Raw genomic sequence first — 25,618 nt, forward strand, 5'->3', positions numbered from 1 at the left:
AATGGACACAAAATCTATGATGCTGGCCGTGACGTCAAGAATGCTTGGCTATCCGGACGATCAATTTCTAGAGACGCGCCCGGAAATGCTGGAGGCCATTCGCTCCGGCATTGACGACCCGGTTCTGCGGGGACGCGTGGAGCAGGCGCTGGAGTCGCTCTATGCCATACCGCTTAAGGAATTGAGGGAGCTTTATGTATGGACGTTTGACTGGAAGGACAAAACGGGACTGTACCTGACCGCTCATGAGCTGGGTGACAGCAGGGAGCGGGGAGCGGCGCTTATATTGCTGCAGCATATCGTGCAGGATGCCGGATTCAGCCTGACGAACGGGGAATTAAGCGATTATATCCCGATGCTGTTCGAACTGCTCGCGGTAAGATCCGACCATATCCATGTGCGTGCGCTGGAGCTTCGACTGGCGGTAGCCAGCAAGCGGATTCGTGACAATTTGGCAGAAGACAGCCCCTATCGGGAGCTGTTCCGGATTCTCATGTCCGAAGTATTTAAGGAGCCGTCGGAAGAAGATGTCCGCAGGCTGGAAAGTAAACGGGAAGTAGCCGACCTGGACGAGCTCCCGTATCCGATTTTGTTCGGCATGGACGGAACCGCCCGCAGTGATACCGGTCTGCCGGTATACAAAATGTGCAATTGAATGGAGGTACATCGATGACCGGTATTTTCTGGTGGGTCGTGTTTCCGTATATCACCTTGGCGGTAATGATCGTGGGCCTGTTGTACCGTTTTGCCTTTCGTCAAGTTAGCTGGACTGCGCCTTCCACAGAAATTTTCGAGAAAAAATGGCTTAGAGTCGGTTCGACCGTTTTTCACTACGGGATTATATTCGCGTTCATCGGTCATGTTATGGGGGTTCTGATCCCGAGAAGCGTGTATCATTCACTTGGCGTCTCCGATGAGACCTATCACGTGTTTGCGATCGTGGGCGGAGGCCTTGCCGGGCTGATGGTCGTCGGTGGGCTGGTGCTTCTTCTGATCCGAAAAATGACCAACCGGCGGGTGCGCGTTCATACCGGGTTCGGCGATTATTTTGCCGTTATCCTGGTGTTGATCGTAGCGGCTATGGGAACCTATATGACGCTTATATACAATACAACGGTGGTTGCTTATGAATATCGAACCACGATCGGTCCCTGGTTCCGCAGTCTGTTCACGTTTAATCCGCAATATCATCTGATGGAAACCGTTCCCTTTCTGTTCCAGTTCCATATCGTTCTTGCTTTCCTGCTGTTTGCGTCAATTCCGTTCACCCACCTTGTGCACATGTTCTCTCTGCCGGCAAGGTACCCGGCAAGAGCACCTCAACAATACCGGTCCCGAGCTAACTATAAGAAACGCGAGAGAACCTGATTTTATGATAAGAGACAGCGCCCCGAAACCTGCGGGACGCTGTTTTCTATTACATGAGTTCTAGGCACAAGGACCCTATTCACCGTTTCCAGGAATCGGGTAGAATGGATGGTGATAAAGATCATAACTTGTCCACTCTACCTTAGAAGTAAAGGAGCCTTAGCCGTGGCCTATGATAAAAGCCGACTTCTGAAACAGCTCATTTCCGAGGATAGCACATACAAGTTACTGTACGAGAATCTGCCTGATGCGATCTGCATCATTGATGTGAACGGTAAATATGTGGAAGTGAATCCGGCGACCGAGAAGCTGACCGGGTACCCGGCTACGCATTTTATGCAACTGAGTCTGGATCAGCTATTTTGTGAAAAAGGGCAGCAAAAGAAGGAAGAATATTTTAGAAAAGCGTTACGCGGAGAAACGGGAAGTTTTGAAATCGCCTTTCGGCGAAAGGACGGGGAAATTCGCGACGCCTATTCAACATATATTCCGATCATTCATGATACTGGAGTGGTCGGTGTTTTTTCGATTACCAAGGACATTACTGCGGAAAAAATAAACCAGGCCCGTGGAATTACGGAGAGAAACCGGATAGAGGAAGCGCTCCGGGAAAGCGAGGGACAATACCGGCTCATTTCAGAGTATTCCATGGATTTGATCTCCAGGCATTCTGCGGATGAGAGCAACAGGTATATTTATGTTTCTCCATCCTCCACTACGCTGCTGGGGTATGATCCGGAGGAATTGATCGGAACCAGCGCTTATGACTATGTGCATCCCGAGGATGTGCAAATGGTAAAAGAGCGGATGAAAATCCAGATGAATTCCAGGAGCGTCTATACGATCACCTATCGAGTCCGTCATAAGGACGGGAGGTACATTTGGTTCGAAAGCACCGGGAGGTACCGATATTTGGCGTATTCCGGAGAGATCGGCGAAATTATCTCCATTTCCCGCGACGTAACAGAGCGCAAAGAGAGCGAGCGGCGACTTCAGGAGAGCCAGCAGCGTTATCGTTCGCTGTTCGAGTATAGTCCGTTCAGTGTGTATTCCATGGATTTAGACGGCAAATATACCTCTTTGAATTCCAATCTGGAAGCATTGATGGGTTATTCCGGGGAAGAACTTCTGGGGATGAATTCCCAGCAGATTATCGACCGGGAAGATTTGGCTCATACGCTGCATCATTTTGAACAAGCCCGAGAAGGCATCCCGCAAAATTATGAGACGACCGTGACCCGCAAAGATGGTAGCCGTCTGGAGATTGCGGTAACGAACGTACCGATTATCGTGGATAAACAGGTGGTCGGCGTATATGGAATCGCCAGCGATATAACGGAAAGAACACGGTATGTCGAACAAATTGAGAAGCTGAGCTATCTCCATTCCCTGATTCTGGGCTCCGTTTCCGAAGGGATTTACGGGCTGGACGAGAATGGCAAAACCGTGTTCATCAACCAGGCGGCCTCGGACATGCTTGGCTACGATATGGAGGAATTTATCGGCCAGTCGAATCATCTTCTGATTCATCACACCAAAAGCGACGGAGCCGCTTACCCTTTGGAAGAATGTCCGATCATCCAGACGATGCGCGACGGTACTCCGCGTATTGTGAAGGAGGACGTATTCTGGAGAAGGGACGGTTCCAGTTTCTTGGTGGAATATCGCGTCAATCCGATGATCGAGCGGGGGCAGCTGATCGGCGCGGTCGTCGTGTTTAACGATATTACCGGGGAACGGGAAATCTTGAGAGCCAAAGAATCGGCGGAGCGTGCGACCCAGGCCAAATCGGAATTCCTTGCGATGATGAGCCATGAAATCCGCACGCCGATGAATGGCGTGATCAGCATGACCGACCTGCTGATGGATACGAATTTGAGCGAGGATCAGCGTTACTATGCGGAGATCATTTCCAGCAGCAGCCGGGCGCTGTTATCCATTTTGAACGATGTTCTGGATTTCAGCAAAATTGAGGCCGGAAAAATGGCGCTGGAATACGAAACCTTCCATTTGGAGAGCTGTGTGGCGAGCGCGGTCGATTTGTTCCTGCCGGAGGCCGACAAAAAGGGACTCGAAATCAGTTATTTCATTGCACCTGATGTCCCTGACTATTTATATAGCGATCCGTCACGGGTGCGTCAAATTCTGGTCAACTTGATCGGCAATGCCTTGAAATTCACGGACCGAGGGCAGGTCAGCGTGCGTATTCAGCGTGCTCCCGGATATGGTTCGGCGGATCTGCTCGAATTCAGCATTACCGACACGGGGATCGGGATTCCCGCGGACAAGCTGCATAGGCTGTTTCAATCTTTTTCCCAGGTTCATCCGATTATGAATCGCAAGTATGGGGGAACCGGGTTGGGGCTGGCCATATGTAAAAAAATCGTTGAAATGCTGGGCGGCCACATTTCCGTGGAAAGTATAGAAGGGGAAGGTTCCGTCTTCCGCTTTACCCTGGTTTGCGATTCATCAAACAAGGAGTTGCCGGAAAGTCTCCAAAATGAGACGGGGAATTTGGAAGAAATCGCGGTAAGCAGAGAAGCAGCGGGAAGCCTGCTTCTGGAACCTTTGGAATCGTCGGAGGAGGACCTTCAGAACCGCGGATTATCGGTTCTCATTGCGGAGGATCATCCGGTAAATTGCCAGGCCTTCGTTCAGATGTTGGAGAAGCTGGGATATCAGCCGGATGTAGCTCATAATGGTATGGAAGTGATTGAGGCTTTGATCGGAAGGAAGTACGATCTCATCTTTATGGATATCGAGATGCCCGTAATGGATGGGATCAAAACAGCCAGGCTAATTCGTCAGCTGTTGCCGCTGGACAGGCTCCCTGTCATTATCGGCGTGAGCTCCTGCGGCGGAGTTGAAAACCGTGAAAGATGCATGGCGAGCGGCATGGAAACGATCATCACCAAACCGCTCAAACAGCGGGATATTCGGCAGCTGCTGGATACATGGGGCGCGGAGCTGCTCTCGCGTGAGGGCTCCCGGAAGCATTAGAGCTTACGGTTCCGCAATGCGCGAAGCGCTCGGGGCTCTGCTTCGGCGTCACAAGACGGTGATCAACCGTAATGGAATATACCAAAAATGAACGCGGCCCTTGGCTGCGTTCATTTTGCTATCCGCCTTTTTCGTCATTAGCCTGCTAACGGACATCAGTGCCGTTATTTCCATCGAATCCTCTGTTTTGAAATTCTAACGGACACAGAAGGCCTTATCCGGAGAAAAAGGGACTTTGTTCCGCAAAAAGCACCATGATAAGTGCCGTGATGTCCGTTAAAATTCAAAACCTGCTTAAATCGTCCAAATAGCGGCTTATGTGTCCGTTAGAGAAATGAAAACCCGGGCCAACCTCCGTCCGATCGGTTCGAGAATGATTTATCCGAGTGGTATTAATTAAAAATCCCCCGCCAAAGGCGAGGGATTTTGAGACGTAAATTAATGCTGCGGTATAATTAATTTAATGATTTTGTATATAGAATGCCGATGGTCTTGGCGCCGCAATGGCTTGAAATGACGCAGCCGGCGTTGGACACGGCAACTTCTCTTGCCCCTGTCTTAGCCTGAAGAACTTTTTGCAGCTGGACCGCATCCGCATCGGCTAAAGAATGCGTGATGAAAATAAGATCACGGTCCATTTCGGGGATGCGGCTAATGGCGTTCTCCAGCAGTTGGTCCAGCGCTTTCTCCCTGCTGCCGCGGACTTTATATGCCGGAGTCATTTTGCCGTCAGTCACCTTGATGACCGGGCGAATCCGGAGCAGGCTGCCGACCAGGTTTTGCATGCCGGAGCATCGGCCGCCCTTATATAAATAGTCCAGCGAGTCAATGACAAATTCGGTTTCGACATGAGAACGAACCACTTCGAGCAAGGCTATGATCTCGGTAACGCTCTTGCCATCTGCGGCTGCCCGAACCGCCTTCATGACCTGAAGGCCGATCCCGGTGGACAGATTGAGCGAGTCGAATACCGTTACTTGGCCTTCGCTAAATTCCTCCGAGGCAATCAACGCATTCTGATAGGTTGAAGACAGCTCTGAAGACAAGCTTATGTAAAGAACTTGCCGACCTTCTTCAATGAACGGCGCAAATGCCTGCATGAAATCGGCCGGAGACGGGGCGGCGGTTTTCGGGAGCCGCCCGGTTTCGTCCACTTTTTGATAAAGCTGAGGGGGTTGCAGGTCGACGCCGTCGCGGTAATTGGTATCCCCAAACGTAACGTACAGCGGGACAATGCCTATATCATATTTCTCAATCCATGCCGGCGGCAGATCGCAAGTGCTGTCAGCAAAAATTTTAATGGCTCCCATGATTCAAATCCTCCCTTGAATTCGGATATGCGGGTGCTTTAGTCGGATGCTTTCTTGGTATACATAATTGCTACGGTGTGCGGGCCGCAATGGCTCGAAATAACGCACCCGGCTTCAGCGACGGCCACTTCGCGCGCGCCGGTCTGTTCTCTAAGAATCGCGGCCAGACGCAGAGCCTCCTCTTCGGCAAGCGTGTGGGCGACGATGATTAAATCTTTATCCATCTCTCCAACGTTGGCGAGCGCATTGTCCAGCATTTGCTGAACTGCCTTCTCTTTCTTGCCGCGTACTTTATAGGCCGGAATGATGTTCCCGTCGACCACTTTTAATACAGGACGAATCTGCAGCAGGCTGCCTATGAAATTTTGCATACCTGAGCAGCGTCCGCCTTTATATAAATATTCCAGAGTATCGATGACGAATTCCGTTTCGACCAAAGGCCGGCATGTTTCCAGCAAGGACACGATTTCGGTTGCACTCATTCCCTGTTCGGCCGCTCTTACGGCTTTCATTACAAGCAAGCCGATACCACTGCAGAGGTTAAGAGAATCGACGATATGCACACGGCCTTCGGGAAATTCGGAAGCCGCTATCAGGGCGTTCTGGTAGGTGGAAGACAGCTTTGAGGACAGGCTGATATAAACGATATCCTCACCATGCTCAATATGCGGAGCAAATTGCTCCATAAAGTCTCTGGGTGACGGAGCCGTTGTTTTTGGCAAGCTTCCGCCGGATTCCACCTTAGAGTAAAGATCCAAAGGGGTAATATCCAATCCGTCCCTGTAAGTCTTGTCTTCAAATACGACGTAAAGCGGAATAATTCCGATTTGATATTGACTCTTCCATCCCGCCGGCAGATCAGAAGTGCTGTCTGCGAAAATTTTGACCTTTGACATAAGTATCTCCTTAAATTCAGATAGTCCAGCTTATATTTTATCAAAAACCTCATCTATTTAACATCGTTTTAATAAAGCGTTTCAAAAGTCGACCTTTTGATCGCAGTCTCTCGTTCGTATAGAAAAAGATCCCCTCAAACCGGGCCGGAAAAACCGCTGGTACAGGGGATCGGTGCAGAAGTGAAATCATAGGATCAAGAAGTAATGCAAGAGATACATTATAGTGAGCCTAAAGCAAACAAAATGATGAGCAGAATCAATATGCCTCCCGAAAAGGATAAGCCGAGAATAGCGAAAAGCTTTTTGCGGTTTTTAATCAGCAGGCCTATTATGCCTAGAATGAGTGCGACTAAATGAAGGATGGCGGCGACCATCATTAACAGGATGCCGAGAATCGCTCCGGCTTGCTCCATCAGGCTTTCGGTGATGGCTTCAATTGGCTGGTCCACGATGCCGATAACGGCAGCGGTGATCATTGCGATGGAAAAAATGTAGCCGACAATAGCCACTAAAATAATGATGAAAGAAGCGATGCCGGGGCCGGAATGCTTGAGCTCGGCGACAGGGGAGGCATTAGGTTCCCGGTAAGGGGGCATCCCGTTCATATTGCCTTGTTCAAATGAATTCATTTTTCGTTAGACTCCTTTTTTGAGAAAATCATCCTTTTGTTTAATTCTTCACATATTTCAGTAAAAATCAATAACTACATTTTATTAGACGGAAAAGCTCGTTGCCGCATGAGCCGCCGGTTCTCTGGATTGAACGACGATCCTAGGTTATGATAGTAGAAGTTCATCTTCTTACAAGGAGGAAAATAGATGCAGCGGAAATTTGCCGGAACCGGTGCGATTGTGATGCTGGTTGCCGTAGCGCTTGGAGCCTTCGGAGCACATATTTTGGAGCCTCAGATCGGGGAGAAGGCGATCGGTACATATGAAACCGGGGTACATTATCATATGATCCACGGGATTGCGATGATATTGGCGGCATTCGCAGCCGGTCTGGGACTGGATCAGAAACGCCTGCTGTGGGCAAACCGGTTATTCCTGACGGGAATCATCCTGTTCTCGGGCAGCTTGTATTTGCTCGCCGTTACCGGCTGGAAATGGTTTGGACCGATTACTCCGCTCGGCGGCGTAGCGTTTATCGTCGGCTGGTTGATGTTTGCATTGGCTCTGCTAAAAAAAGAAAAGTAGTAGAGGATATAAGAGGAACCTATGATAAAGAAAACGGCTGGCCCGTCTGCAAGCAGACCAGGTCCAGCCGTTTTTGTAATATAAGGGAAACTAAGTATCCCTTATTTATCGATAAAATCGATAATCTCGCTAAGGTTGAAAGTATATACCTGCTTCTCATCCACATGGTACACATTGATCGTATAAGTCTCCGGCAGGAAATTCAAGATCCGGCAGGGGATGCTCATTCGCTCTCCATTCCGGTTGACCAGCAAGCGAACCAGACGATTACCGGAAATATATTTCTTAATCCAGTTTTCAAAATCGCCGCTCTTGGCGATTTCTTCAAAGCGGGCGGATTCCACCGGAGCCGCAGCTTCTTTGACGGCAGGCTTTGGTTTCGCCGTCTGCGCTTCCGCAGGCTTCTTAGCTTGATCGGTCGCGGTGAGTCTTTTATAGGATTTGGAGATAATGGACTGTTTTTTTGCGGTGAGTAAGGATTCGATAATTTCTCCCAATTCGATCCCTGAGTTAATTCTGTAATCAATGATACTTTCGCCGGCGTTAAGTACCTGAAGCAAAGATTGCAGCGCCTTGGCATTGGAGTCGTTTCTTACAAGGATTTCTACATTGAATAAATAACCTAAATCTTCTTTCTTGTGATGATCGTTCTGATTGTCCATATAGCCCCCAAAAACACGTGTTAAATATCGTTGCATTAACCATCATAGCACCGGAGGGGGGACAAGCATAGTCCTAAACCGTTCTGATTTCGGATTATTTACTTGGAAATATATGACGGAAAGCCTGTTTGTTCAGGTTTGATCGGGTTTCTTTTCCATTTTTGCAGACATCAGTTATAATAAGAAGGACAAGCAACTTGTTTCGGCAAAACTTGGCTCGGGTAAAGTTAGAATATTGGCGTAACATACCTTTATAGAAAGCGAGGGTTTATGATGGCTAAAACGGACTCTAAAACATCCGGCAAGACAAAGAAATCCAGTTTGGAACAAGTACTTAATGAGCAGGTTGCGAACCTGAACGTGCTTTACGTGAAAATTCACAACTATCACTGGTATGTGAAGGGGGAAAACTTCTTCACTCTGCATGTTAAATTTGAAGAGCTGTACAACGAGGTTACGGAAAAAATGGATGCGGTAGCCGAGCGTCTCCTTACGATCAAGGGCAGCCCTGCGGCAACCATGAAGGAATATCTGGAGATCGCCACGATCCAGGAGGCAACCGGCAAGGAAGATCCACGAACAATGGTTCAGAATCTGATCGAGGATTTTGCAACCTTGTCCGAATCGTTCCAGGAAGGTATTGAGCTTGCCGACAAGGAAGGCGATGAGGCGACGAGCGACTTGCTGACCGGGTTTAAAGGCGAACTTGAAAAACATATGTGGATGCTGCGTTCTTATTTGGGGTAATATTTTCAAAAAGAACGACTTACATGACACGGGCTTGGCCATCATGGCCAGGCCCGTTCCTGTTTTCGACAATATCTGCAAATTCCAAATGTCTGTGACAAAGCTTATGGAAACGGCGGTTCTCCGCCAAGGTACGTTGATTAAGCTTTGAAAGTAGGTTAGAATGTAGTGAGAATCAGTGAGAATCACTTAGAATAATTCTAAAGTGATAATTAGTATGGTATAATGGCAACAGAATAAAGGCATAGATTTTAACGACTAATGGAGGGAGCAGTAAAAACATGGCTACACATTTCGTTGTTGAGGGACTTAAAGCGACAATTGAGGGCAAAGAGATTCTGAAAGGGATCGACATTGAAATAAAGGGCGGAGAAATTCACGCGATCATGGGACCGAACGGAACCGGGAAAAGTACGCTGGCTTCCGCACTGATGGGTCATCCCAAGTATGAAGTTACGGACGGCAAGGCTACTCTGGACGGCGAGGACTTACTGGATATGGCTGTTGACGAGCGTGCTCGCGCCGGCTTGTTCCTGGCGATGCAGTATCCGAGCGAAATCGCCGGGGTTACAAACTCCGACTTCCTGCGCAGCGCGATCAATGCCCGCCGCGGTGAAGGCAATGAAGTTTCGCTGATCAAATTCATTCGCCAAATGGAAGGCAAAATGAAGGATCTGGAAATGAACCCTGAGTTCGCACACCGTTATTTGAACGAAGGCTTCTCGGGCGGGGAGAAAAAGCGTAACGAGATTTTGCAAATGATGCTGCTTGATCCGAAAATCGTCATCTTGGACGAAATCGATTCAGGCCTTGACATCGATGCGTTGCGGATCGTGGCGAACGGTGTAAATGCTATGCGCAGTGAAGAGCGCGGCTTCCTGATCATTACTCACTATCAGCGTTTGCTGAACTATATTACTCCGGATTATGTCCATGTTATGATGCAAGGCCGTATTGTGAAATCTGGCGGGCCTGAACTGGCTGAACGCCTGGAGCGCGACGGTTACGATTGGGTTAAAGAAGAATTGGGCATCGTGGATGAAACCGTAGGTCAAGAAGCCTAGGCGGAAGGAGGAGAACCAAAGATGACTACACAAACCGTTCTTCCGGTAGAACCAGATGCGCTTCAAAGCACATCCGTGAACAACGGGGAACCGGCCTGGTTGACCGAAAGCCGCGTTAATGCGCTTCGGCTGGCCGCGGAACTGGATTTGCCGAAACTGGAAAAGACTAAACTCGAACGTTGGGACTTGAGCAATTTCGGAACGCTTCGTACGGAGCGTCCGTCGGTAACACAGCAGCTTCCGGAAAGCGTCGCTTCCTTGGTCGATTTGAAGGAAGACAGCAATTTGATCGTTCAGCACAATAGCGCAGCTGTATATGCGAGCCTGTCCGCCGAACTGGCGGCAAAGGGTGTTATTTTCACCGATCTCGAAACGGCGGTTCGCGAGCATGAGGATTTGGTAAAACCTTATCTTCATACTTTAGTCAAGCCGGAAGAGAACCGATTGACGGCATTGCATGCGGCACTTTGGAACGGCGGCGTATTCCTGTACGTGCCGAAAAATGTGGAAGTGGATATTCCGCTGCAAAGCATTTTCCTGATCGACGATGCCGCGTCTTCATTCGCTCCGCACGTATTGATCATTGCCGAGGCGAACAGCCGTGTTACTTACGTCGATAATTATATTTCCGGACAATACGACAACAAAGTCGTGCATAACGGCGCTGCGGAAGTATTCATTAAAGCAGGGGCCAAGGTGCAATTTGCTTCGGTCCATCATTTAAATGAACAAACGACAGATCTGATCAACCGCCGTTCGATCGTCGACAACGACGGCAGCATTGAATGGATCGTCGGTGAAATGAACGCCGGGGATTCCGCCAGCGAAACCTTGTCCGTGCTTCAAGGCAACGGTTCCTTATCCGACGCTAAAGTTATCGCTGTTGGTTCCGGTTCTCAGAAACTGAACTATACGACCAAAGCGGTACATTTCGGCAAGAGCTCCGATAGCCAAATGATTACCCGTGCGGTAATGCGGGAGCAGTCTACCGCGATTATTAACGGGATCACCAAGATCGAGAAAGGCGCAACGAAGGCGAACGGAGAGCAAACAGAGAAAGTGTTGATGCTTAGCCCGAAAGCACGCGGGGACGCCAATCCGATTCTATTGATCGACGAGGACGATGTAACGGCAGGCCATGCGGCTTCCGTAGGTCAGGTCAATCAGGAGCAAATTTATTACTTGATGTCGCGCGGGATTTCCCGCGAGCAGGCTGAGCGTTTGATTATCTACGGCTTCCTCGCTCCGGTCGTTTCCGATATTCCACTGGAGCAACTGCAACAGAAATTGCAGGGACTGGTGGAAAGGAAGTTAGGACAATGAACGCGGAACTGATCAAAGCACAGTTTCCTATATTAAATCAAGAGATTAACGGCCATCCGCTCGTTTATCTCGACAGCGCGGCAACTTCACAGAAGCCGCTCGCCGTACTGGAAGCACTTCAGCGTTATTACGAATGGGAAAACGCAAACGTGCACAGGGGCGTTCATACGCTGGGCAGCCGGGCTACGGATGCCTACGAAGGCGCCCGGGAGAAGGTTGCACGGTTCATCGGAGCTAATCGTACCGAGGAGATTATTTTTACCCGTGGTACGACAACCGCACTGAACCTGGTGGCCTCCTCCTATGGCCCCTCGGCCTTATCGGCCGGGGATGAAATCGTAATTACCCAGATGGAGCACCATAGCAACTTCATTCCTTGGCAGCAACTTGCCAAACGGACCGGGGCGACCTTGAAGTTCATCCCGATGCAGCCTGACGGCAGCATTGCGTTGGAGGATGTGGAGAAGACGGTCACCGACAAGACGAAAATCGTCTCCACCGCTTATGTATCCAACGTGCTCGGCGTGGTAAATCCGGTGAAGGAAATGGCCGAGATCGCCCATCGCCACGGGGCCGTTATGGTTGTGGACGGTGCGCAAAGCACGCCGCACATGAAGGTGAACGTACGGGACCTGGATTGTGATTTCTACGCATTCTCCGGACATAAAATGTGCGCTCCGACCGGGATTGGGGTACTATATGGTAAGAAGCAACTGCTGGAATCGATGGAACCCATTGAGTTCGGCGGCGAGATGATCGACGATGTCGGCCTTTACGAATCGACATGGAAAGAGCTCCCTTGGAAATTCGAAGGCGGAACGCCGATTATTGCCGGAGCTGTCGGTCTTGCGGCAGCCATTGATTTTCTGGAAGAGATCGGTCTGGATGAAATCCATCGGCATGAAACGAAGCTCGCGGCATATGCCATGGGCAAGTTGTCGGAAATTGAAGGAGTTACGGTGTACGGTCCCCGCGAACGCGAGGTCGGCCTGGTTACCTTTAATCTGCTGGACGTTCATCCGCACGATGTGGCCACTGTACTTGATGCGCAGGGGATCGCCATCCGGGCGGGCCATCACTGCTGTCAGCCATTGATGCGCTGGCTTCAGGCGAGCTCGACGGCGAGAGCCAGCCTGTACTTGTACAATACGGAGCAAGACATCGACCGATTGGCGGAAGCTCTAATCCAAACAAAGGAGTACTTCGCGTAATGCAATTGGATGATTTATACCGCCGCGTTATTATGGATCATTATAAAAATCCGCGCAATCGCGGAAAATTCGAAGACGGTGGACTAACGGTGGATTTAAACAATCCAACCTGCGGTGACCGCATATCGCTTCAGCTTAAAGTCGAGGACGGCATCGTGAAGGATGCGCGGTTTACAGGCGAGGGCTGCTCGATCAGTATGTCTTCCGCTTCGATGATGACGGAGGCCGTCAAAGGCCGCACTTATGAAGAAGCAATGGATCTGGCGAACCGCTTTTCTTCCCTCATGAAGGGCGAGTCGGCGGAATTCGAGGATTATGAAGATATTGAAGCATTATCGGGTGTCAATAAATTTCCTGCCCGCATCAAGTGCGCTACGTTAGCATGGAACGCGCTCAAGAAGGGCATCAACGAGGAATCATAATATTTAAGGAGGTAATGCAGCCATGGCAAAGAAAGCGCCTGAAATGGAAGAGTATAAATATGGCTTCCGGGATGAGCATAAGGCGGTTTTTCAATCGGGTAAAGGCTTGACCCGCGAAATCGTCACGGAAATCTCCCGCATCAAGAACGAACCGGAATGGATGTTGAACTTCCGGCTGAAATCCTTGGAGCAATTCGAAAAAATGCCGCTCCCGCGTTGGGGCGGAGACCTGGATGAACTCGACTTTAACGATATCCAATACTATGTAAGACCTTCCGAAAAGCAAGGGAAGACTTGGGAAGAGGTTCCTTCCGAAATTAAGGAAACCTTTGACAAGCTCGGTATCCCTGAAGCTGAACAGAAGTTCTTGGCCGGGGTATCGGCGCAGTACGAATCCGAGGTCGTATACCACAGCATGCAAAAGGATCTGGAAGATCAAGGCGTTATTTTCACGGATACCGATACCGCGCTCAGAGAGCATCCGGAAATTTTCCGCGAATACTTCGGAACGGTCATTCCACCGGCGGACAACAAGTTTGCTGCGTTGAACAGCGCCGTATGGTCGGGCGGAAGCTTCATCTACGTGCCGAAAGGCGTGAAATGTGAAGTTCCTCTGCAAGCTTACTTCCGGATCAATTCGGAAAATATGGGCCAATTCGAACGGACGCTCATCATCGCCGACGAGGACAGCTTCGTGCACTATGTGGAAGGCTGTACAGCTCCGATTTACAGCACGAATTCCCTGCACAGCGCCGTCGTTGAAATCATCTGCAAAAAGAACGCTCGCGTTCGTTACACGACGATCCAGAACTGGGCTCCGAACATCTACAACCTCGTTACCAAACGGGCGGTAGCTGAAGAGAACGCCACAATGGAATGGGTCGACGGCAACATCGGTTCCAAGCTGACGATGAAATACCCGGCTGTTATCTTGAAAGGCCGCGGCGCGAAAGGCAGCGTGCTGTCGATCGCGGTAGCGGGCAAAGGACAGCATCAGGACGCAGGGGCCAAGATGATTCACCTTGCACCGGATACCACGTCCACGATCGTTTCCAAGTCGATCAGTAAGCACGGCGGTAAAGTTACCTACCGTGGTCTGGCATCCTTCGGACGCCAGGCGGAAGGCGCCAAATCGAACATCAAATGCGATACGCTCATTCTCGATAATGAATCAACGTCAGATACGATTCCATATAACGAGATCATGAACGATAACATCATGTTGGAGCATGAAGCTACCGTATCCAAGGTGTCCGAGGAGCAGCTCTTCTATCTGATGAGCCGCGGGCTTTCCGAAGCCGAAGCGACGCAAATGATCATCATGGGCTTCATCGAGCCGTTCACCAAGGAACTGCCGATGGAATATGCTGTGGAAATGAACAGATTGATCAAGTTCGAAATGGAAGGTTCCATCGGTTAAGGAAAAGCTAATAAAAAGCCCGCTGTCCATTTAGGTCAGCGGGCTTTTCTTTGCCTCAAATTCTTCCTGAGTAGCTAGAATTGCAACGGAATAATCCGTGTTACATGTTTAATTTCGTCCAACATTACCCAAGCAGCGCCATCAATGGTTCTGATCTGAACCTTTTCCGGTTTACGCCCCCATTTAGGTAAACCCACGATGGAATTCCCGTCTTCCAGCGTTAGTACAACTTGGTGTTCCAAGGTTACTGCCATTTTTAGTTCATGCATGTTACCCATTTAAGCCACCCTTCTAAATCTGCCTTCATACTATATCGGTAGTTAAGGTGTGAAACTAAACCAGTTTTGAAAATTATGAAGACATTTTTTGTATATGAGAGGCCTCAATATTACAAGTAAACTTCCGCAATCGCGGTATCCCGCTCTTTGGACAAATCGACGAAACGGGAATCGGTCTGGACGAGCGGTCTGAAGAAATCGGACTGATTGGTCATAACGATGGAGCCGACTTCTCCGGAGCTGAGCAGTACTCTTTTGCCGATAAAATTAGGAAGTAAGTGATTGATCAGTGCTTGGGTCGGTTCCGGACTCAGTTTGCCGAAGCTGAGACTGTTCAATTCCCGCAGAACGGACAGCAGCTCCTGCTTCGACTGGTACACCCGATTGGAGGTCATGGCGCTGTATACGTCCGCTACGGCCGCAATCTTGGCGAAGGGGTGGATCTCCTTTTCCGTAAGACCCTTAGGATAGCCGCTTCCGTCATCACGCTCATGATGCTGCAGCGCTACGAGTGCCGACAATTCGTCGCCGGTCGATTTCAATATAATATCGTGTCCGTAAGTGGTATGCCGCTTGACCTCATCGAATTCTTCAGGCGTCAGCTTACCGGGTTTATGTAAAATGTCTTGAGGGATCTTGCTTTTGCCGATGTCGATTAAATAACCGGCCTTACCCGCCGCATAGGCTTCCTCTTTGGGATAACCAAGCCAGGAGGCGATATAATAAGATAGCATTCCAACCTGCATGGAATGATTATATGTATAATTGTCACTGTCGTTCAGCATCAACAGCAGAGATACCACGTCTTTTTGGACAACCAGCTGTTCGACCATGGGCTCAAGCAACTCGTCGACCTGTTTATCTTCAAAGGCGCCTGTAGTTAGCGCTTCCAGGAAAATCGATTCAAATCCGTCAACCGCGTTATCGAAGTAGGGTTTAACTTTCTGGACACTCTCCGAAAACGATTGAGCTACGGGGATTTGAACTTGAGGTGTAAAGGGTACGACATCTACGTAATCAATGCCATGCTGCATGAGTTTTACGATTGCATCACTTGTTAATTCTTTTTCCTGCTGAAGAACTAGTACCCCAAATTGATTGAAAACATCGGATTCTAAACGGTCGCCGGGACTGAGATCCATAATGTGTACTTTCAAGGAAGATGACACCTCGTTATTCTGAAGTTTCTTTCATCATAACAGGGAATAAATGGATTGACAATGCTAATTCAGGACTTGCGATCCGGTTACTTAGGAGAGCTCTCCCGGAGCCGATGGGTCCCAAGGTCCCAGTCCGTGACCCTTCCATTCGGTACCGTCTTCCCAGGATTCTTTTTTCCAAATAGGTACGATCTGTTTCAGACGTTCGATGGCGTAACGGCTTGCTTCATAGCAGCCGGCCCGGTGGGGGGAAGATACGGCGATGATTACGCTCGCTTCGGCGATTCCGACGAGACCGATCCGGTGCGTGATCGCACAGCGGGTACCGGGCCATTTTTCGCCGATTTCGCTGCCGATTTGCCGGAGCTTGGACAATGCCATAGGGATATAAGCCTCGTATTCCAAATGTACGGTGCGGCGATCCCCGGTCATTTCACGCGTTGTACCGGTGAAAGTCAGGGTTGCTCCATGGTCTGCGGTAATGACCTTCGCGGTCACCGCGTCCACGGAGAGTTCCTCGTCCGTAATTGCATATAGTCCATCTTCACTCTCATGTCTCCGGGATCCGGATACGGGTTCGCCGCCGGAAACGGGGGGAATGAGCGCTACTTCGTCTTTTTCGGTAATCGGGGACGCGCCTGCGGCATATTCCTGATTGACCGCAACGAAGGAAACAGCGATCAGCGAAGCGGCATCAGGATAAGCCTCGGAGAGGAGCTGCTTCAGGAGATCGGCGTTCAGTTCGGCTACTTCACAATTAAATTCAAGGCTTGACGTTCCGATCCGGTCGGCAAGGCCTGCAAATAGCGAAATGTTGATTATCATTTTACTTCACCTCGGAATGGTATTGAAACCATTCTAATATATCATATAAAGAAGACAACATATAAATTTAAGGTATATAATATTCTTTATAATTAAATAAGATGAGCTATTGAAATGGATGTGGGGCAAGTCCGTAAAATGTTCCTACAATCGCTGTTGATTCCAGATTTCTTGATCTTATAAGATCGGATAATGCAGAAATCCGGAATCAAAGGCGAACGCTCCGCTTCTTCGGAATCATTTTACTACCTTGCCAGCATCACATTCTTAAGTTCATCTAATATCGCGCGGATTCAGTAGGTGCACTTTATAAGGAGGAAGGGCCATGCAGCCGGAGACGGACCAGGAAACGTTAATGATTGTATATACCAATGATTTGCACAGCCATTTCGGCGCTATGGGTCGCATTGCCGCTATGGTCGATGAACTTCGCGCCACACCTCAAACTTCCGTATTGCTGCTGGACATCGGCGATCATATGGACAGGGCGGCTCCCGAAACGGAAGGAACGATGGGACAAGCTAATGTGGATGTGCTTAATCTGACCGGATATGACGCGATCACGATAGGAAATAATGAAGGATTGACCTTTACTCCAGAATTGCTGGAACAGGCTTATGCCGGTTTGACCTGTCCCGTAATTTGCGGAAACATTCGTGAACTGGATACCGGAAAGCCTCCGAAGTGGATGAAGGAGCATTTGATTGTCCGGCGGAGCGGGATGACGATCGGCTTAATTGGAGCGACGGCCTCTTATCCCGAATTTTACGAATTGCTGGGACTTGAAGCGCTTGACCCGAGAACGACCATTGCCGATTCGGTAACGCGATTGCGCGATCAGGTCGATCTGATCATCGTTATGTCCCATTTGGGAATAAAGCTCGACGAAGAGCTTGCAAAGAGCGTACCAGGCATCGACCTGATTATTGGGGGGCATACGCATCATTTGCTGGAGGAGCCGCTTAGAATCGGGACGACGATGATTACGGCCGCTGGAAAGTTCGGGCGGTATCTAGGTCATATCTCATTTCGCAAAAACACGACGGACGGAAAACCTGTTGTTGTCGAGGGACGCTGTGTAGCCGTGGAGAACGGGGAAGAGAGCGAGCGTGTGCTGAAAGCTATCTCTATTCACCAAGAAGGCGCGAAACGGAGAATGGATCGGACTGTTGCGGTCACGGAGCGGGAGCTGCCGATTGACTATACATCGGAATCGCCATTCGGAAATTTGCTGGCACAGGCGGTCAGACGATACACGGGGAGCGAACTGTCGATCATTAACAGCGGCCAGCTGCTGATGGATCTTCCCAAAGGTGAAATCAGCGAGGGAATGCTGCATGAACGGTGCCCGTCTCCGATCAATCCCTGCCGGATGAAGCTGAAGGGAGCGGATATCCTTTATACTCTGGAGGAATCCCTTCTAAGCGAGATGACGGATCGGGCGATTTACGGGTTCGGCTTTCGGGGCAAGGTGCTTGGCGGGATCTGCGTGGATGGCATGGATATTTTATATGACCCGTCCGGAGCGCCGTTCGACAAAATTATACAGGCCAGCGTCCAAGGGGTGCCGATCTCACCCGATAAGGACTATGACGTCGGTACGCTGGATATGTTTACGTTTGGCATTGGTTATGAACGGTTAAAGAACGGGGAGGAAAGACAGTATATGCTGCCCGATTTTTTACGGGATCTGTTGAAAATGGAGCTCCAAACAGCGGGGGCTGTGGAAGACAGCTTTCTTTCAAGATGGAAAAAAAACGGAGTGTAATACGGAAGATGCATTCCCGGCTGATCCATTGTATTCTATAATAATAAAAGATAGTCAAATACATCCTATGTTTACAGCAAACAATGAGAGACGGAAGTGGTTTTTTGCGGCTGATACCAGTGAGCTCTTTGAAGCCCGGAATGAAACTTGGAAAGAAGATATATAACGAGGAAGGAATCATATTGCTGTCGGAAAATGCGGAGCTGAGCGAAGCGGTTATTCGCCGGCTGCGTTTGCACGGGTTGGATTTTGTCTATGTGGCCGATTCGCGGACCGATGATGTCGTCATTCAGGATATGATCGAAGATGAGACGCGCCGTCGTGCGCTTCAGGAAATCCGGACCAGCTTCCGTAAATTGACGGAGCCTTCGGTTAAAGGGATCGTATATCCTTTTTTGGGCAAGGCCTTCACAGGTCTGGTGGAATCCATCATGGATGATCTTAGTTCCAGGGAAGATGCCATGATTATGATGATGAATATCAACAGTATGGATCAGTATTTGTACCGGCACTCGCTTAATGTTTGCGTCTATACGCTATTGCTCGGACAAATCCACGGATATAGCAAAGAAGAGCTGACCCTGCTTGGACTTGGGGCCATGCTTCATGATATCGGTAAGACCAAACTGCCCATTGAGCTATTAAACAAACCTTCCAAATTGAGCGAAGCGGAATTCAATCAAATCAAACAGCATACGCAGATCGGTTTCCAAATGCTCAAGGACGAGCCGGGAATTCCGCTCAAATCGGCGCACTGCGCATATCAGCATCATGAACGTATCAACGGCGAGGGTTATCCCCGGGGGCTTAAGGGCGATGAAATATCCGAATTTGCCCGTTGGATCGCCATTACTGACGCCTACGATGCCATGACCACCCACCGGGTATACCGGCCGGCGATGCTGCCCCATCAGGCGCTTGAAGTGCTTTATACGGGATGCGGGGAATGGTATGAAAAATCGAAGCTGGAGTTGTTCCGGGATCATGTGGCGATTTATCCGCTCGGGATGACGGTGACACTTAATACGGGTGAGAAAGGCGTAGTGGTGAAGATACATAAGGACATTCCGCATCGCCCGGTCATTCGTATTCTGGAGGATCCCCTCGGTGCGGAATTAAAGTCTCCTTACGATGTGGACCTGAAAAATCAATTATCTATTGTTATTACCAAAGTGGACGGAATGGAATTTAAAACTGAGGAGTCGGTCTCTTGAGGGGACTGCCTAAATGGGGATTCTGCACCGATGAGGTGCATTTTCTTCTTTTTTAGGTTAATAAAAGAAATAAGGTGAGTAAATGATGAAAATAGAGAATTATAAAACGGATAGAGAAATCGAAATCACACCGAGCTATGACCCCTGGGATCCGATCGTGTCGCTGCGTGAATTTGGCCGGCATGTACTGACAAGCGTGGAAATGACGGTTACCAATCTGTGCAATATGCGATGTGAGCACTGCGCAGTCGGCGACAGCCTCATGTTAAAGGAACCGGAACAGATCCCTTTGTCCGTCATGTTGAATTCATTGGATCAGGTGGAGAATTTGCGGACGATCAGCATCACCGGCGGGGAGCCTACCTTCCGTAAGCAGACGGTCGATGAGGTTATTGTTCCTTTGCTGCAATATGCCAAGGCAAGAGGGGTGCGCTCGCAAATCAATTCCAATTTGACGCTGGATTACGAACGGTATGAGAAGCTTCTGCCTTACCTGGATGTCATGCACATATCGTTCAACTATACCAGCGAGCGTGACTTTCACGAGGTCGGATTTGCCCGCAGCGGCCATCCCGTACAAGAGGAAGTCGCCAAGAGAATGTATTTCAAAATGATTGAAAATAGTCAGAAGCTAAGCGAAGCGGGCATGTTCATTTCGGCCGAGTCGATGATTAACTACCGTACTCATGACAAGCTGCCGCAAATTCATCGGCTGATTCGGGAGATGGGCTGTCAGCGTCATGAGGTCCACCCGATGTATGCGGCTGATTTTGCCGAGGGCTTGCCGGTTCTGCCTCTTGAGGATATGCGAACCGCCATTCATTCTCTCCTTGACGCACGGGATCCCGATCTGTGGATGCTGTTCGGAACGCTTCCTTTCTTCGCCTGTAACGGCGAGGGGGAGGATGCCAAACTGCTGCGCCGCTTGCGTCAGGAACCCAACGTAACGGTGAGGAATGATCCTGACGGGCGAAATCGGGTTAATGTCAATATGTTTACCGGAGATGTGTATGTGACCGATTTTGCGGCCATTCCGGCTTTTGGCAATGTGCGGGACATGCGACTGGATGACATTTTTGCCGAATGGCTGAACAACCACCCTATGAATCAAAAAGTAAACTGCCACTGCGATGCGGCGGGTTGCTGCGGGCCGAATTTGCTTGTCGCCGACATGTATTACAAAGACATCGATTTCAAGTCCCGTAAAGCGATCACACTATAGGAAAGAGGGCATTTTACATGCACTACGCCATAACAAACGCTCACACTGAAATTGAGTTCGGCCGATTGTTTTTGAATCTATTCATCGTGTTCGTTCTGGTTTTCCTGAACGGTTTCTTTGTTGCTGCGGAGTTTTCGCTTGTTAAAGTGCGTCAATCCCGACTGACCCAACTCGTCAGTGAAGGAAACAAGCGCGCCGTATACGCCCTTCGGGTCAACAAGAAGCTGGATGCCTATTTGTCGGCTACCCAGCTCGGTATTACGCTGGCCTCGCTTGGACTAGGCTGGGTCGGGGAGCCGGCCGTTTCCGAACTGCTCATTGAGCCGTTAATGCACAAAATGGGCGTAAGCGATCCTACGCTGATCTCGACCGTATCGGTTGCGATCGGGTTTGCGATTATTACGTTTCTACATATTGTCATCGGTGAGCTTGCTCCGAAATCGCTCGCGATCCGGAAATCGGAAGGTACTTCGCTTTGGTTATCCGCACCGTTGTTGTACTTTTACAAGGTGTTCCTGCCGGTCATCTGGTTGCTGAACTCGGCGGCAAACGGCTTGCTGCGGATGATCGGAATTGAACCGGCGGGCGAAGGAGAGGCAGCCCACTCCGAAGAGGAAATTCGCATCCTGATGAACCAGAGCGCCAAGAGCGGGGTCATCGATAAGGATGAAATGAAGCTGATGGACAATATTTTTGACTTCTCCGATATGTTGGCCCGCGAGGTCATGCTGCCCCGGACCGATATGGATTGCCTATATACCAATCTGACTTGGGAAGAGAATATGAAGATTGTGGCGGAGACGAAGCATTCGCGTTATCCGGTGGCCGTGGAGGATAAAGATCAGATCATCGGTTTTGTCCATATTACGGACCTGCTGCTCCCCGAAGCCGGACGCCCGCTTAATCTGGCGGAAATGGTTCGCCCGATCCTGAATGTGCCCGAGTCTATGGAAGTCAGCCATGTGCTCCGGCTGATGCAGAAAAAGCACTCCCAGTTGACACTGGTTGTCGATGAATACGGGGGAACGGCCGGTCTGTTGACGGTCGAGGTCATTTTGGAGGAGATCGTCGGCGATCTTCATGACGAGTTTGAGGACGAACGTCCCGAAATCGAGAAGCTGGGCGAGGGCGTGTACTCCGTTGACGGAAGAACTCTTCTCGAAGACGTAAACGATTTGATGGGCATCGATATCGAAGACGATGAGGTCGATTCCGTCGGAGGCTGGCTGTTTAAGGAGCTGGAAGGCGCTCCGGCGAAAGGCAAGAAGAAAGTCGTAGATAATATAACCTTTGAAGTCGCCGAATCAGGGCGATTGCGAATCACACGGGTGAAAATCAGTAAGCAAAAAGCACCTGAACCCATATCCGAGGATGAACTTAAACCCGGAACTTAGAACATAAATAATAAGAACGTCAGGCTTGGCATCATACAAGGCCTGACGTTTTTTTGCGTTTTATCACGAAATCGGGTTCATAAATTGGGCGAACGTCATATGTTAATGATGAGGATGCAGGGGACCAGGTAGTCCTTTGCATAAGGGAATTTCATAAAGGAGGAACCAAGATTGAGCTTTCCCAATGAGCATTCTTTTGCCCCGTTTATCGGTCCCTTTGATCCATGCCCGCCTATTACCTGTAAAACATACAGCACACCTCCGCACTTATATATGTGCTTTCAACCGCTGAATCTCCCGCAATTCTCTCCGCAAGAAGCATTAAGGCATGGCACGCTGTGGCCGGCATTGTACAGCCCCTATGAATCCAAATGGGGAAAAGGACGGTGTTAAAATGAGTTCCACATCGAAACCGCATTGTGATCCCGAGTATTATGAACTGTTGGAAAAACTGCAGGCGCTGGATTTCGTCCTGGTTGAGCTGAATCTTTTTCTCGATACTCACCCGGATGACTTGGCCTCGATTCAGCAGTTCAACCAGTTGACCCAGGAAAGGACACAGTTGGCCAACCATTTTCAGCAGCTCTATGGGCCGCTGCAGAATTTCGGACGCGCTTATTCAAAGTATCCATGGGAATGGTCACAGGCCCCATGGCCCTGGCAGGTATAAACTACCTGCCAGCCCTCTTAACGATAATCTAAAGGAGGTAATGCGAAGCAATGTGGATATATGAGAAGAAACTGCAATATCCGGTTCGCGTGGGTAAATGTGATATCCGAATGGCCAAATATTTGGCGGAGCAATACGGGGGTGCGGACGGCGAATTGTCCGCTGCGCTTCGTTACTTAAATCAGCGGTACACTATACCCGATAAAGTGATCGGGCTGCTTAATGATATCGGAACCGAGGAATTCGCCCATCTGGAAATGATCGCCACCATGATTTACAAACTGACCAAGGACGCGACGGTAGAGGAACTGGAGGCGGCGGGCATGGGAGCTTATTATGTAAACCATGATAAGGCCCTGTATTACCAAAACGCCGGGGGAGTTCCGTGGACGGCCACTTACATCCAGGCGAAAGGCGATCCGATCGCCGACTTGTATGAAGATATTGCGGCTGAGGAGAAAGCTCGGGCTACATACCAGTGGCTGATCGATATGACGGATGACGTTGATCTGCAAGACGGCCTGAAGTTCCTGCGCGAGCGTGAAATCATCCACTCACTGCGCTTCCGCGAAGCGGTGGAGATTTTGAAGGATGACCGGGAGCATAAGAAGATTTTTTAAGCCAAGCGGATGTTCTTGTTTAGACACTTAACAGTTAAATTTGGTTACGGAATTCGGAATGATATAGGGAAGGACCGGAAATATTTAGGCATGTTCGGCCGGCCTTCCCGATATACATAGAAAAACAAGCAAATAACATAGAGGCGAAGGTGATTTCTTATGTCTAAATCAAAGCGGGGGAAAGCTTTGTGGATTCTTCCTTCCAGAGGCCGGGGGACATGCCCCGTATGCAGAAGCACGCGGATTAAACTGCTTTATACGAAGATGAGCAGTTCCGGTCAGGCTCTTAAAGTCTGCAAGAAATGCTTCAACGCATCCCAGGAAAGAATCGATGCCGCAAACCAGATCGTCGTGAAATAAGCTGGCTATAGACCATATCAGTGGAAAGTATGGAGCAAGGATTACTTGCTCCATACTTTTTTTGTTTCCGGGCTATGTAAATGCGTAAATAATTCACTGAGTTTCTGAAAATAATGCTACAATAGAGGCCGGAAGCACTTTAGTTTTTCGTAAAGGAGCATTTGATCATGTCAACCATTCTTAAAACGCTAACTATTGCCGGCAGTGACTCCAGCGGCGGCGCGGGGATACAGGCAGACTTGAAAACATTTGAAGAATACGGAACTTACGGACTCAGCGCATTGACTACCATTGTTACGATGGATCCGGACCGCGGATGGCATCATAGCGTGTACCCGATAGACGCCAATCTGGTGGCCGAGCAGTTGAAGACCGTGTTTGCGGGCGGCCCGGTGCAAGCTATGAAGACGGGGATGCTGGGCAGCGTGCCTATTATAGAAGTCGTTGAGAAATGCATTAAGCAGCATAACCAACAAAATGTGGTCATCGACCCGGTCATGGTCTGCAAAGGGGAAGACGAAGTTTTGAATCCGGAGAGCGCGGATGCGATTCGCGATTTGCTGCTACCGCTTGCTACGGTTGTTACGCCAAACTTGTTCGAAGCCGGTGTGCTTTCCGGTTTGGGGCGTTTGTCCAGCGTGGATGACATGAAGAAAGCAGCGAAGATCATTCATGAACGCGGAGCGGCTTACGTAGTCATTAAAGGCGGCAAAGCCTTGGAAGGCGACAAAGCGATCGACCTGTTCTATGACGGCGAGGAATTTGAGGTTCTGGAGACGGAAAAGATCGAACCCGCACATAACCATGGAGCCGGTTGTACTTTTGCGGCTGCCGTAACAGGTGGACTGGCCAGCGGCTTAACTGTAAAGGAAGCCGTAGTTAAAGCGAAAAAATTCGTAACGGCGGCCATTCGTTCGGGGTATGCCTTTAACGAATATGTGGGACCGGTATTCCATGGAGGATACCGTTTGAACGGCGAGTAGGCTGACATATAGAATGAATCAGGACAAGCCGGTTTCCAGGAATGGAGGCCGGTCTTTTTTTGTTGTATTCGGCATTAATACGATGATTTATGTTGCGCGTTAATGCGGGCTCAATAATGAAGGATAATAAATGAAAGTGATGGAAGTAAGCGTTTTATCGTACTCTTTTACAACAAATAGAAGCGATTCAACGCAAATTTCGGGATTTACAGAAAATGAGAGCAGGCGTAATATTCATTCGTGGATTTGATATTCTTGATTCGCTGAATTTCCCGTAATACGGGAAAACGGGGGAACCGAATGCCGGGCGTAACAGGCAAAGCCAGCCGAAACGAACGGTAGGGGTGAATCCGCAGCATGTCATGCAGAACATGCCGCGGAGGGGTGACTCTCGCCACCCTAATCCGACAGCTAACCTCGTAAGCGTAGTCCGAGAGAGGAATGATACTGTGCCCATGTAAAGCACTCATGGACCGCAGGGGGTCTTGCCTCTGTGGTTTTTTGC

The 25,618-nt window shown here is 49.5% G+C and carries 26 protein-coding genes and 1 riboswitch; of the genes, 19 read left to right on the forward strand and 7 right to left on the reverse strand.

All coding sequences use genetic code 11. The features are described 5' to 3' along the window. Nucleotide 1 precedes the first annotated feature (1 nt). From narJ to NYE70_RS00370, 3 genes are all read left to right on the forward strand, one after another. Entirely contained in the window at nt 2-655 is a 654-nt protein-coding gene (narJ, locus tag NYE70_RS00360; RefSeq protein WP_211025286.1) for a nitrate reductase molybdenum cofactor assembly chaperone, read from the forward strand. 14 nt (nt 656-669) lie between these two features. Beyond that, a complete protein-coding gene (narI, locus tag NYE70_RS00365) occupies nt 670-1,368 on the forward strand; it encodes a respiratory nitrate reductase subunit gamma (protein ID WP_341044652.1) in 699 nt (232 codons plus the stop codon). Nucleotides 1,369-1,533: 165 nt separating this feature from the next. Then, the gene (locus NYE70_RS00370) at nt 1,534-4,368 is read left to right on the forward strand and encodes a PAS domain S-box protein (protein WP_341044653.1); all 2,835 of its coding nucleotides are present in this window, start codon (nt 1,534-1,536) and stop codon (nt 4,366-4,368) included. Nucleotides 4,369-4,823: 455 nt separating this feature from the next. Here NYE70_RS00370 and NYE70_RS00375 read toward each other — a convergent pair whose 3' ends face one another. The 3 genes from NYE70_RS00375 to NYE70_RS00385 form a co-directional block, all read right to left on the reverse strand. After that, entirely contained in the window at nt 4,824-5,678 is an 855-nt protein-coding gene (locus NYE70_RS00375) for a DegV family protein (protein WP_341044654.1), read from the reverse strand. A 38-nt stretch (nt 5,679-5,716) separates the two neighbouring features. Next, the gene (locus NYE70_RS00380; RefSeq protein ID WP_341044655.1) at nt 5,717-6,574 is read right to left on the reverse strand and encodes a DegV family protein; all 858 of its coding nucleotides are present in this window, start codon (nt 6,572-6,574) and stop codon (nt 5,717-5,719) included. A gap of 218 nt (nt 6,575-6,792) precedes the next feature. Then, the gene (locus NYE70_RS00385) at nt 6,793-7,203 is read right to left on the reverse strand and encodes a hypothetical protein (RefSeq protein ID WP_290407530.1); all 411 of its coding nucleotides are present in this window, start codon (nt 7,201-7,203) and stop codon (nt 6,793-6,795) included. Nucleotides 7,204-7,392: 189 nt separating this feature from the next. On the opposite strand from NYE70_RS00385, the gene NYE70_RS00390 reads away from it, so the two are divergent. Then, complete coding sequence (locus NYE70_RS00390) at nt 7,393-7,770, forward strand: DUF423 domain-containing protein (RefSeq protein ID WP_290407529.1); 378 nt, start codon at nt 7,393-7,395, stop codon at nt 7,768-7,770. A gap of 101 nt (nt 7,771-7,871) precedes the next feature. Here the strand turns inward: NYE70_RS00390 and NYE70_RS00395 are convergent, their stop codons facing one another. Then, entirely contained in the window at nt 7,872-8,432 is a 561-nt protein-coding gene (locus tag NYE70_RS00395; RefSeq protein WP_341044656.1) for a hypothetical protein, read from the reverse strand. Nucleotides 8,433-8,705: 273 nt separating this feature from the next. Between NYE70_RS00395 and NYE70_RS00400 the strand changes: the two genes are divergently transcribed. The 6 genes from NYE70_RS00400 (at nt 8,706) to sufB (ending at nt 14,619) form a co-directional block, all read left to right on the forward strand. Beyond that, complete coding sequence (locus NYE70_RS00400; RefSeq protein ID WP_211025303.1) at nt 8,706-9,179, forward strand: Dps family protein; 474 nt, start codon at nt 8,706-8,708, stop codon at nt 9,177-9,179. A gap of 281 nt (nt 9,180-9,460) precedes the next feature. Next, the gene (gene sufC, locus NYE70_RS00405) at nt 9,461-10,243 is read left to right on the forward strand and encodes a Fe-S cluster assembly ATPase SufC (RefSeq protein ID WP_211025305.1); all 783 of its coding nucleotides are present in this window, start codon (nt 9,461-9,463) and stop codon (nt 10,241-10,243) included. 21 nt (nt 10,244-10,264) lie between these two features. After that, entirely contained in the window at nt 10,265-11,566 is a 1,302-nt protein-coding gene (gene sufD, locus NYE70_RS00410; protein WP_341044657.1) for a Fe-S cluster assembly protein SufD, read from the forward strand. Then, nucleotides 11,563-12,777, forward strand: coding sequence for a cysteine desulfurase (locus tag NYE70_RS00415; protein ID WP_211025309.1), 1,215 nt, complete (start codon nt 11,563-11,565; stop codon nt 12,775-12,777). Before sufD ends, NYE70_RS00415 begins: the two co-directional genes overlap by 4 nt. Beyond that, nucleotides 12,777-13,199, forward strand: coding sequence for a Fe-S cluster assembly sulfur transfer protein SufU (sufU, locus tag NYE70_RS00420; protein ID WP_211025311.1), 423 nt, complete (start codon nt 12,777-12,779; stop codon nt 13,197-13,199). The genes NYE70_RS00415 and sufU overlap by 1 nt, the downstream gene beginning before the upstream one ends. A gap of 22 nt (nt 13,200-13,221) precedes the next feature. Next, a complete protein-coding gene (gene sufB / locus NYE70_RS00425) occupies nt 13,222-14,619 on the forward strand; it encodes a Fe-S cluster assembly protein SufB (RefSeq protein ID WP_211025313.1) in 1,398 nt (465 codons plus the stop codon). 74 nt (nt 14,620-14,693) lie between these two features. Here the strand turns inward: sufB and NYE70_RS00430 are convergent, their stop codons facing one another. From NYE70_RS00430 to NYE70_RS00440, 3 genes are all read right to left on the reverse strand, one after another. Then, on the reverse strand, nt 14,694-14,897 hold the full coding sequence (locus tag NYE70_RS00430) for a hypothetical protein (protein WP_244861654.1): 204 nt from the start codon (nt 14,895-14,897) through the stop codon (nt 14,694-14,696). Between the two features lie 110 nt (nt 14,898-15,007). Continuing rightward, entirely contained in the window at nt 15,008-16,054 is a 1,047-nt protein-coding gene (locus NYE70_RS00435; RefSeq protein ID WP_211025315.1) for an HD-GYP domain-containing protein, read from the reverse strand. Nucleotides 16,055-16,147: 93 nt separating this feature from the next. Beyond that, on the reverse strand, nt 16,148-16,882 hold the full coding sequence (locus tag NYE70_RS00440; protein WP_290407525.1) for a molybdenum cofactor biosynthesis protein: 735 nt from the start codon (nt 16,880-16,882) through the stop codon (nt 16,148-16,150). A gap of 325 nt (nt 16,883-17,207) precedes the next feature. Between NYE70_RS00440 and NYE70_RS00445 the strand changes: the two genes are divergently transcribed. The 9 genes from NYE70_RS00445 (at nt 17,208) to pdxK (ending at nt 25,113) form a co-directional block, all read left to right on the forward strand. Further along, entirely contained in the window at nt 17,208-18,650 is a 1,443-nt protein-coding gene (locus NYE70_RS00445) for a bifunctional metallophosphatase/5'-nucleotidase (RefSeq protein ID WP_341044660.1), read from the forward strand. Between the two features lie 104 nt (nt 18,651-18,754). Continuing rightward, nucleotides 18,755-19,864 carry an HD-GYP domain-containing protein gene (locus NYE70_RS00450; RefSeq protein ID WP_211025321.1) on the forward strand — a complete coding sequence of 370 codons (1,110 nt, stop codon included), beginning with the start codon at nt 18,755-18,757 and terminating at the stop codon, nt 19,862-19,864. A gap of 85 nt (nt 19,865-19,949) precedes the next feature. Continuing rightward, a complete protein-coding gene (gene yfkAB / locus NYE70_RS00455; RefSeq protein ID WP_211025324.1) occupies nt 19,950-21,086 on the forward strand; it encodes a radical SAM/CxCxxxxC motif protein YfkAB in 1,137 nt (378 codons plus the stop codon). Between the two features lie 17 nt (nt 21,087-21,103). Next, nucleotides 21,104-22,480 carry a hemolysin family protein gene (locus NYE70_RS00460; protein ID WP_211025326.1) on the forward strand — a complete coding sequence of 459 codons (1,377 nt, stop codon included), beginning with the start codon at nt 21,104-21,106 and terminating at the stop codon, nt 22,478-22,480. Between the two features lie 171 nt (nt 22,481-22,651). Continuing rightward, nucleotides 22,652-22,873, forward strand: coding sequence for a spore coat associated protein CotJA (locus NYE70_RS00465; protein ID WP_211025328.1), 222 nt, complete (start codon nt 22,652-22,654; stop codon nt 22,871-22,873). Nucleotide 22,874: 1 nt separating this feature from the next. Beyond that, complete coding sequence (locus NYE70_RS00470) at nt 22,875-23,150, forward strand: spore coat protein CotJB (protein WP_211025331.1); 276 nt, start codon at nt 22,875-22,877, stop codon at nt 23,148-23,150. A gap of 50 nt (nt 23,151-23,200) precedes the next feature. Beyond that, entirely contained in the window at nt 23,201-23,770 is a 570-nt protein-coding gene (locus NYE70_RS00475) for a manganese catalase family protein (RefSeq protein WP_211025333.1), read from the forward strand. 159 nt (nt 23,771-23,929) lie between these two features. Next, nucleotides 23,930-24,130 (forward strand): hypothetical protein, encoded by a 201-nt coding sequence (locus NYE70_RS00480; RefSeq protein ID WP_211025335.1) that lies wholly within the window; start codon nt 23,930-23,932, stop codon nt 24,128-24,130. Nucleotides 24,131-24,297: 167 nt separating this feature from the next. Further along, nucleotides 24,298-25,113 (forward strand): pyridoxine/pyridoxal/pyridoxamine kinase, encoded by an 816-nt coding sequence (gene pdxK / locus NYE70_RS00485; RefSeq protein ID WP_290407521.1) that lies wholly within the window; start codon nt 24,298-24,300, stop codon nt 25,111-25,113. A 251-nt stretch (nt 25,114-25,364) separates the two neighbouring features. Then, nucleotides 25,365-25,555, forward strand: a riboswitch (cyclic di-AMP (ydaO/yuaA leader). Nucleotides 25,556-25,618 lie beyond the last annotated feature (63 nt).

Source organism: Paenibacillus sp. FSL R5-0407, from assembly GCF_038009185.1.
GTDB classification, from domain to species: Bacteria; Bacillota; Bacilli; order Paenibacillales; family Paenibacillaceae; genus Fontibacillus; species Fontibacillus vini.

Coding starts and splice junctions, on each gene's coding strand:
- narJ (WP_211025286.1), top strand. CDS start 2: ATGGACACAAAATCTATGATGCTGGCCGTGACGTCAAGAATGCTTGGC.
- narI (WP_341044652.1), top strand. CDS start 670: ATGACCGGTATTTTCTGGTGGGTCGTGTTTCCGTATATCACCTTGGCG.
- NYE70_RS00375 (WP_341044654.1), bottom strand. CDS start 5,678: ATGGGAGCCATTAAAATTTTTGCTGACAGCACTTGCGATCTGCCGCCG.
- NYE70_RS00380 (WP_341044655.1), bottom strand. CDS start 6,574: ATGTCAAAGGTCAAAATTTTCGCAGACAGCACTTCTGATCTGCCGGCG.
- NYE70_RS00385 (WP_290407530.1), bottom strand. CDS start 7,203: ATGAATTCATTTGAACAAGGCAATATGAACGGGATGCCCCCTTACCGG.
- NYE70_RS00390 (WP_290407529.1), top strand. CDS start 7,393: ATGCAGCGGAAATTTGCCGGAACCGGTGCGATTGTGATGCTGGTTGCC.
- NYE70_RS00395 (WP_341044656.1), bottom strand. CDS start 8,432: ATGGACAATCAGAACGATCATCACAAGAAAGAAGATTTAGGTTATTTA.
- NYE70_RS00400 (WP_211025303.1), top strand. CDS start 8,706: ATGGCTAAAACGGACTCTAAAACATCCGGCAAGACAAAGAAATCCAGT.
- sufC (WP_211025305.1), top strand. CDS start 9,461: ATGGCTACACATTTCGTTGTTGAGGGACTTAAAGCGACAATTGAGGGC.
- sufD (WP_341044657.1), top strand. CDS start 10,265: ATGACTACACAAACCGTTCTTCCGGTAGAACCAGATGCGCTTCAAAGC.
- NYE70_RS00415 (WP_211025309.1), top strand. CDS start 11,563: ATGAACGCGGAACTGATCAAAGCACAGTTTCCTATATTAAATCAAGAG.
- sufU (WP_211025311.1), top strand. CDS start 12,777: ATGCAATTGGATGATTTATACCGCCGCGTTATTATGGATCATTATAAA.
- sufB (WP_211025313.1), top strand. CDS start 13,222: ATGGCAAAGAAAGCGCCTGAAATGGAAGAGTATAAATATGGCTTCCGG.
- NYE70_RS00430 (WP_244861654.1), bottom strand. CDS start 14,897: ATGGGTAACATGCATGAACTAAAAATGGCAGTAACCTTGGAACACCAA.
- NYE70_RS00440 (WP_290407525.1), bottom strand. CDS start 16,882: ATGATAATCAACATTTCGCTATTTGCAGGCCTTGCCGACCGGATCGGA.
- NYE70_RS00445 (WP_341044660.1), top strand. CDS start 17,208: ATGCAGCCGGAGACGGACCAGGAAACGTTAATGATTGTATATACCAAT.
- yfkAB (WP_211025324.1), top strand. CDS start 19,950: ATGAAAATAGAGAATTATAAAACGGATAGAGAAATCGAAATCACACCG.
- NYE70_RS00460 (WP_211025326.1), top strand. CDS start 21,104: ATGCACTACGCCATAACAAACGCTCACACTGAAATTGAGTTCGGCCGA.
- NYE70_RS00470 (WP_211025331.1), top strand. CDS start 22,875: ATGAGTTCCACATCGAAACCGCATTGTGATCCCGAGTATTATGAACTG.
- NYE70_RS00475 (WP_211025333.1), top strand. CDS start 23,201: ATGTGGATATATGAGAAGAAACTGCAATATCCGGTTCGCGTGGGTAAA.
- NYE70_RS00480 (WP_211025335.1), top strand. CDS start 23,930: ATGTCTAAATCAAAGCGGGGGAAAGCTTTGTGGATTCTTCCTTCCAGA.
- pdxK (WP_290407521.1), top strand. CDS start 24,298: ATGTCAACCATTCTTAAAACGCTAACTATTGCCGGCAGTGACTCCAGC.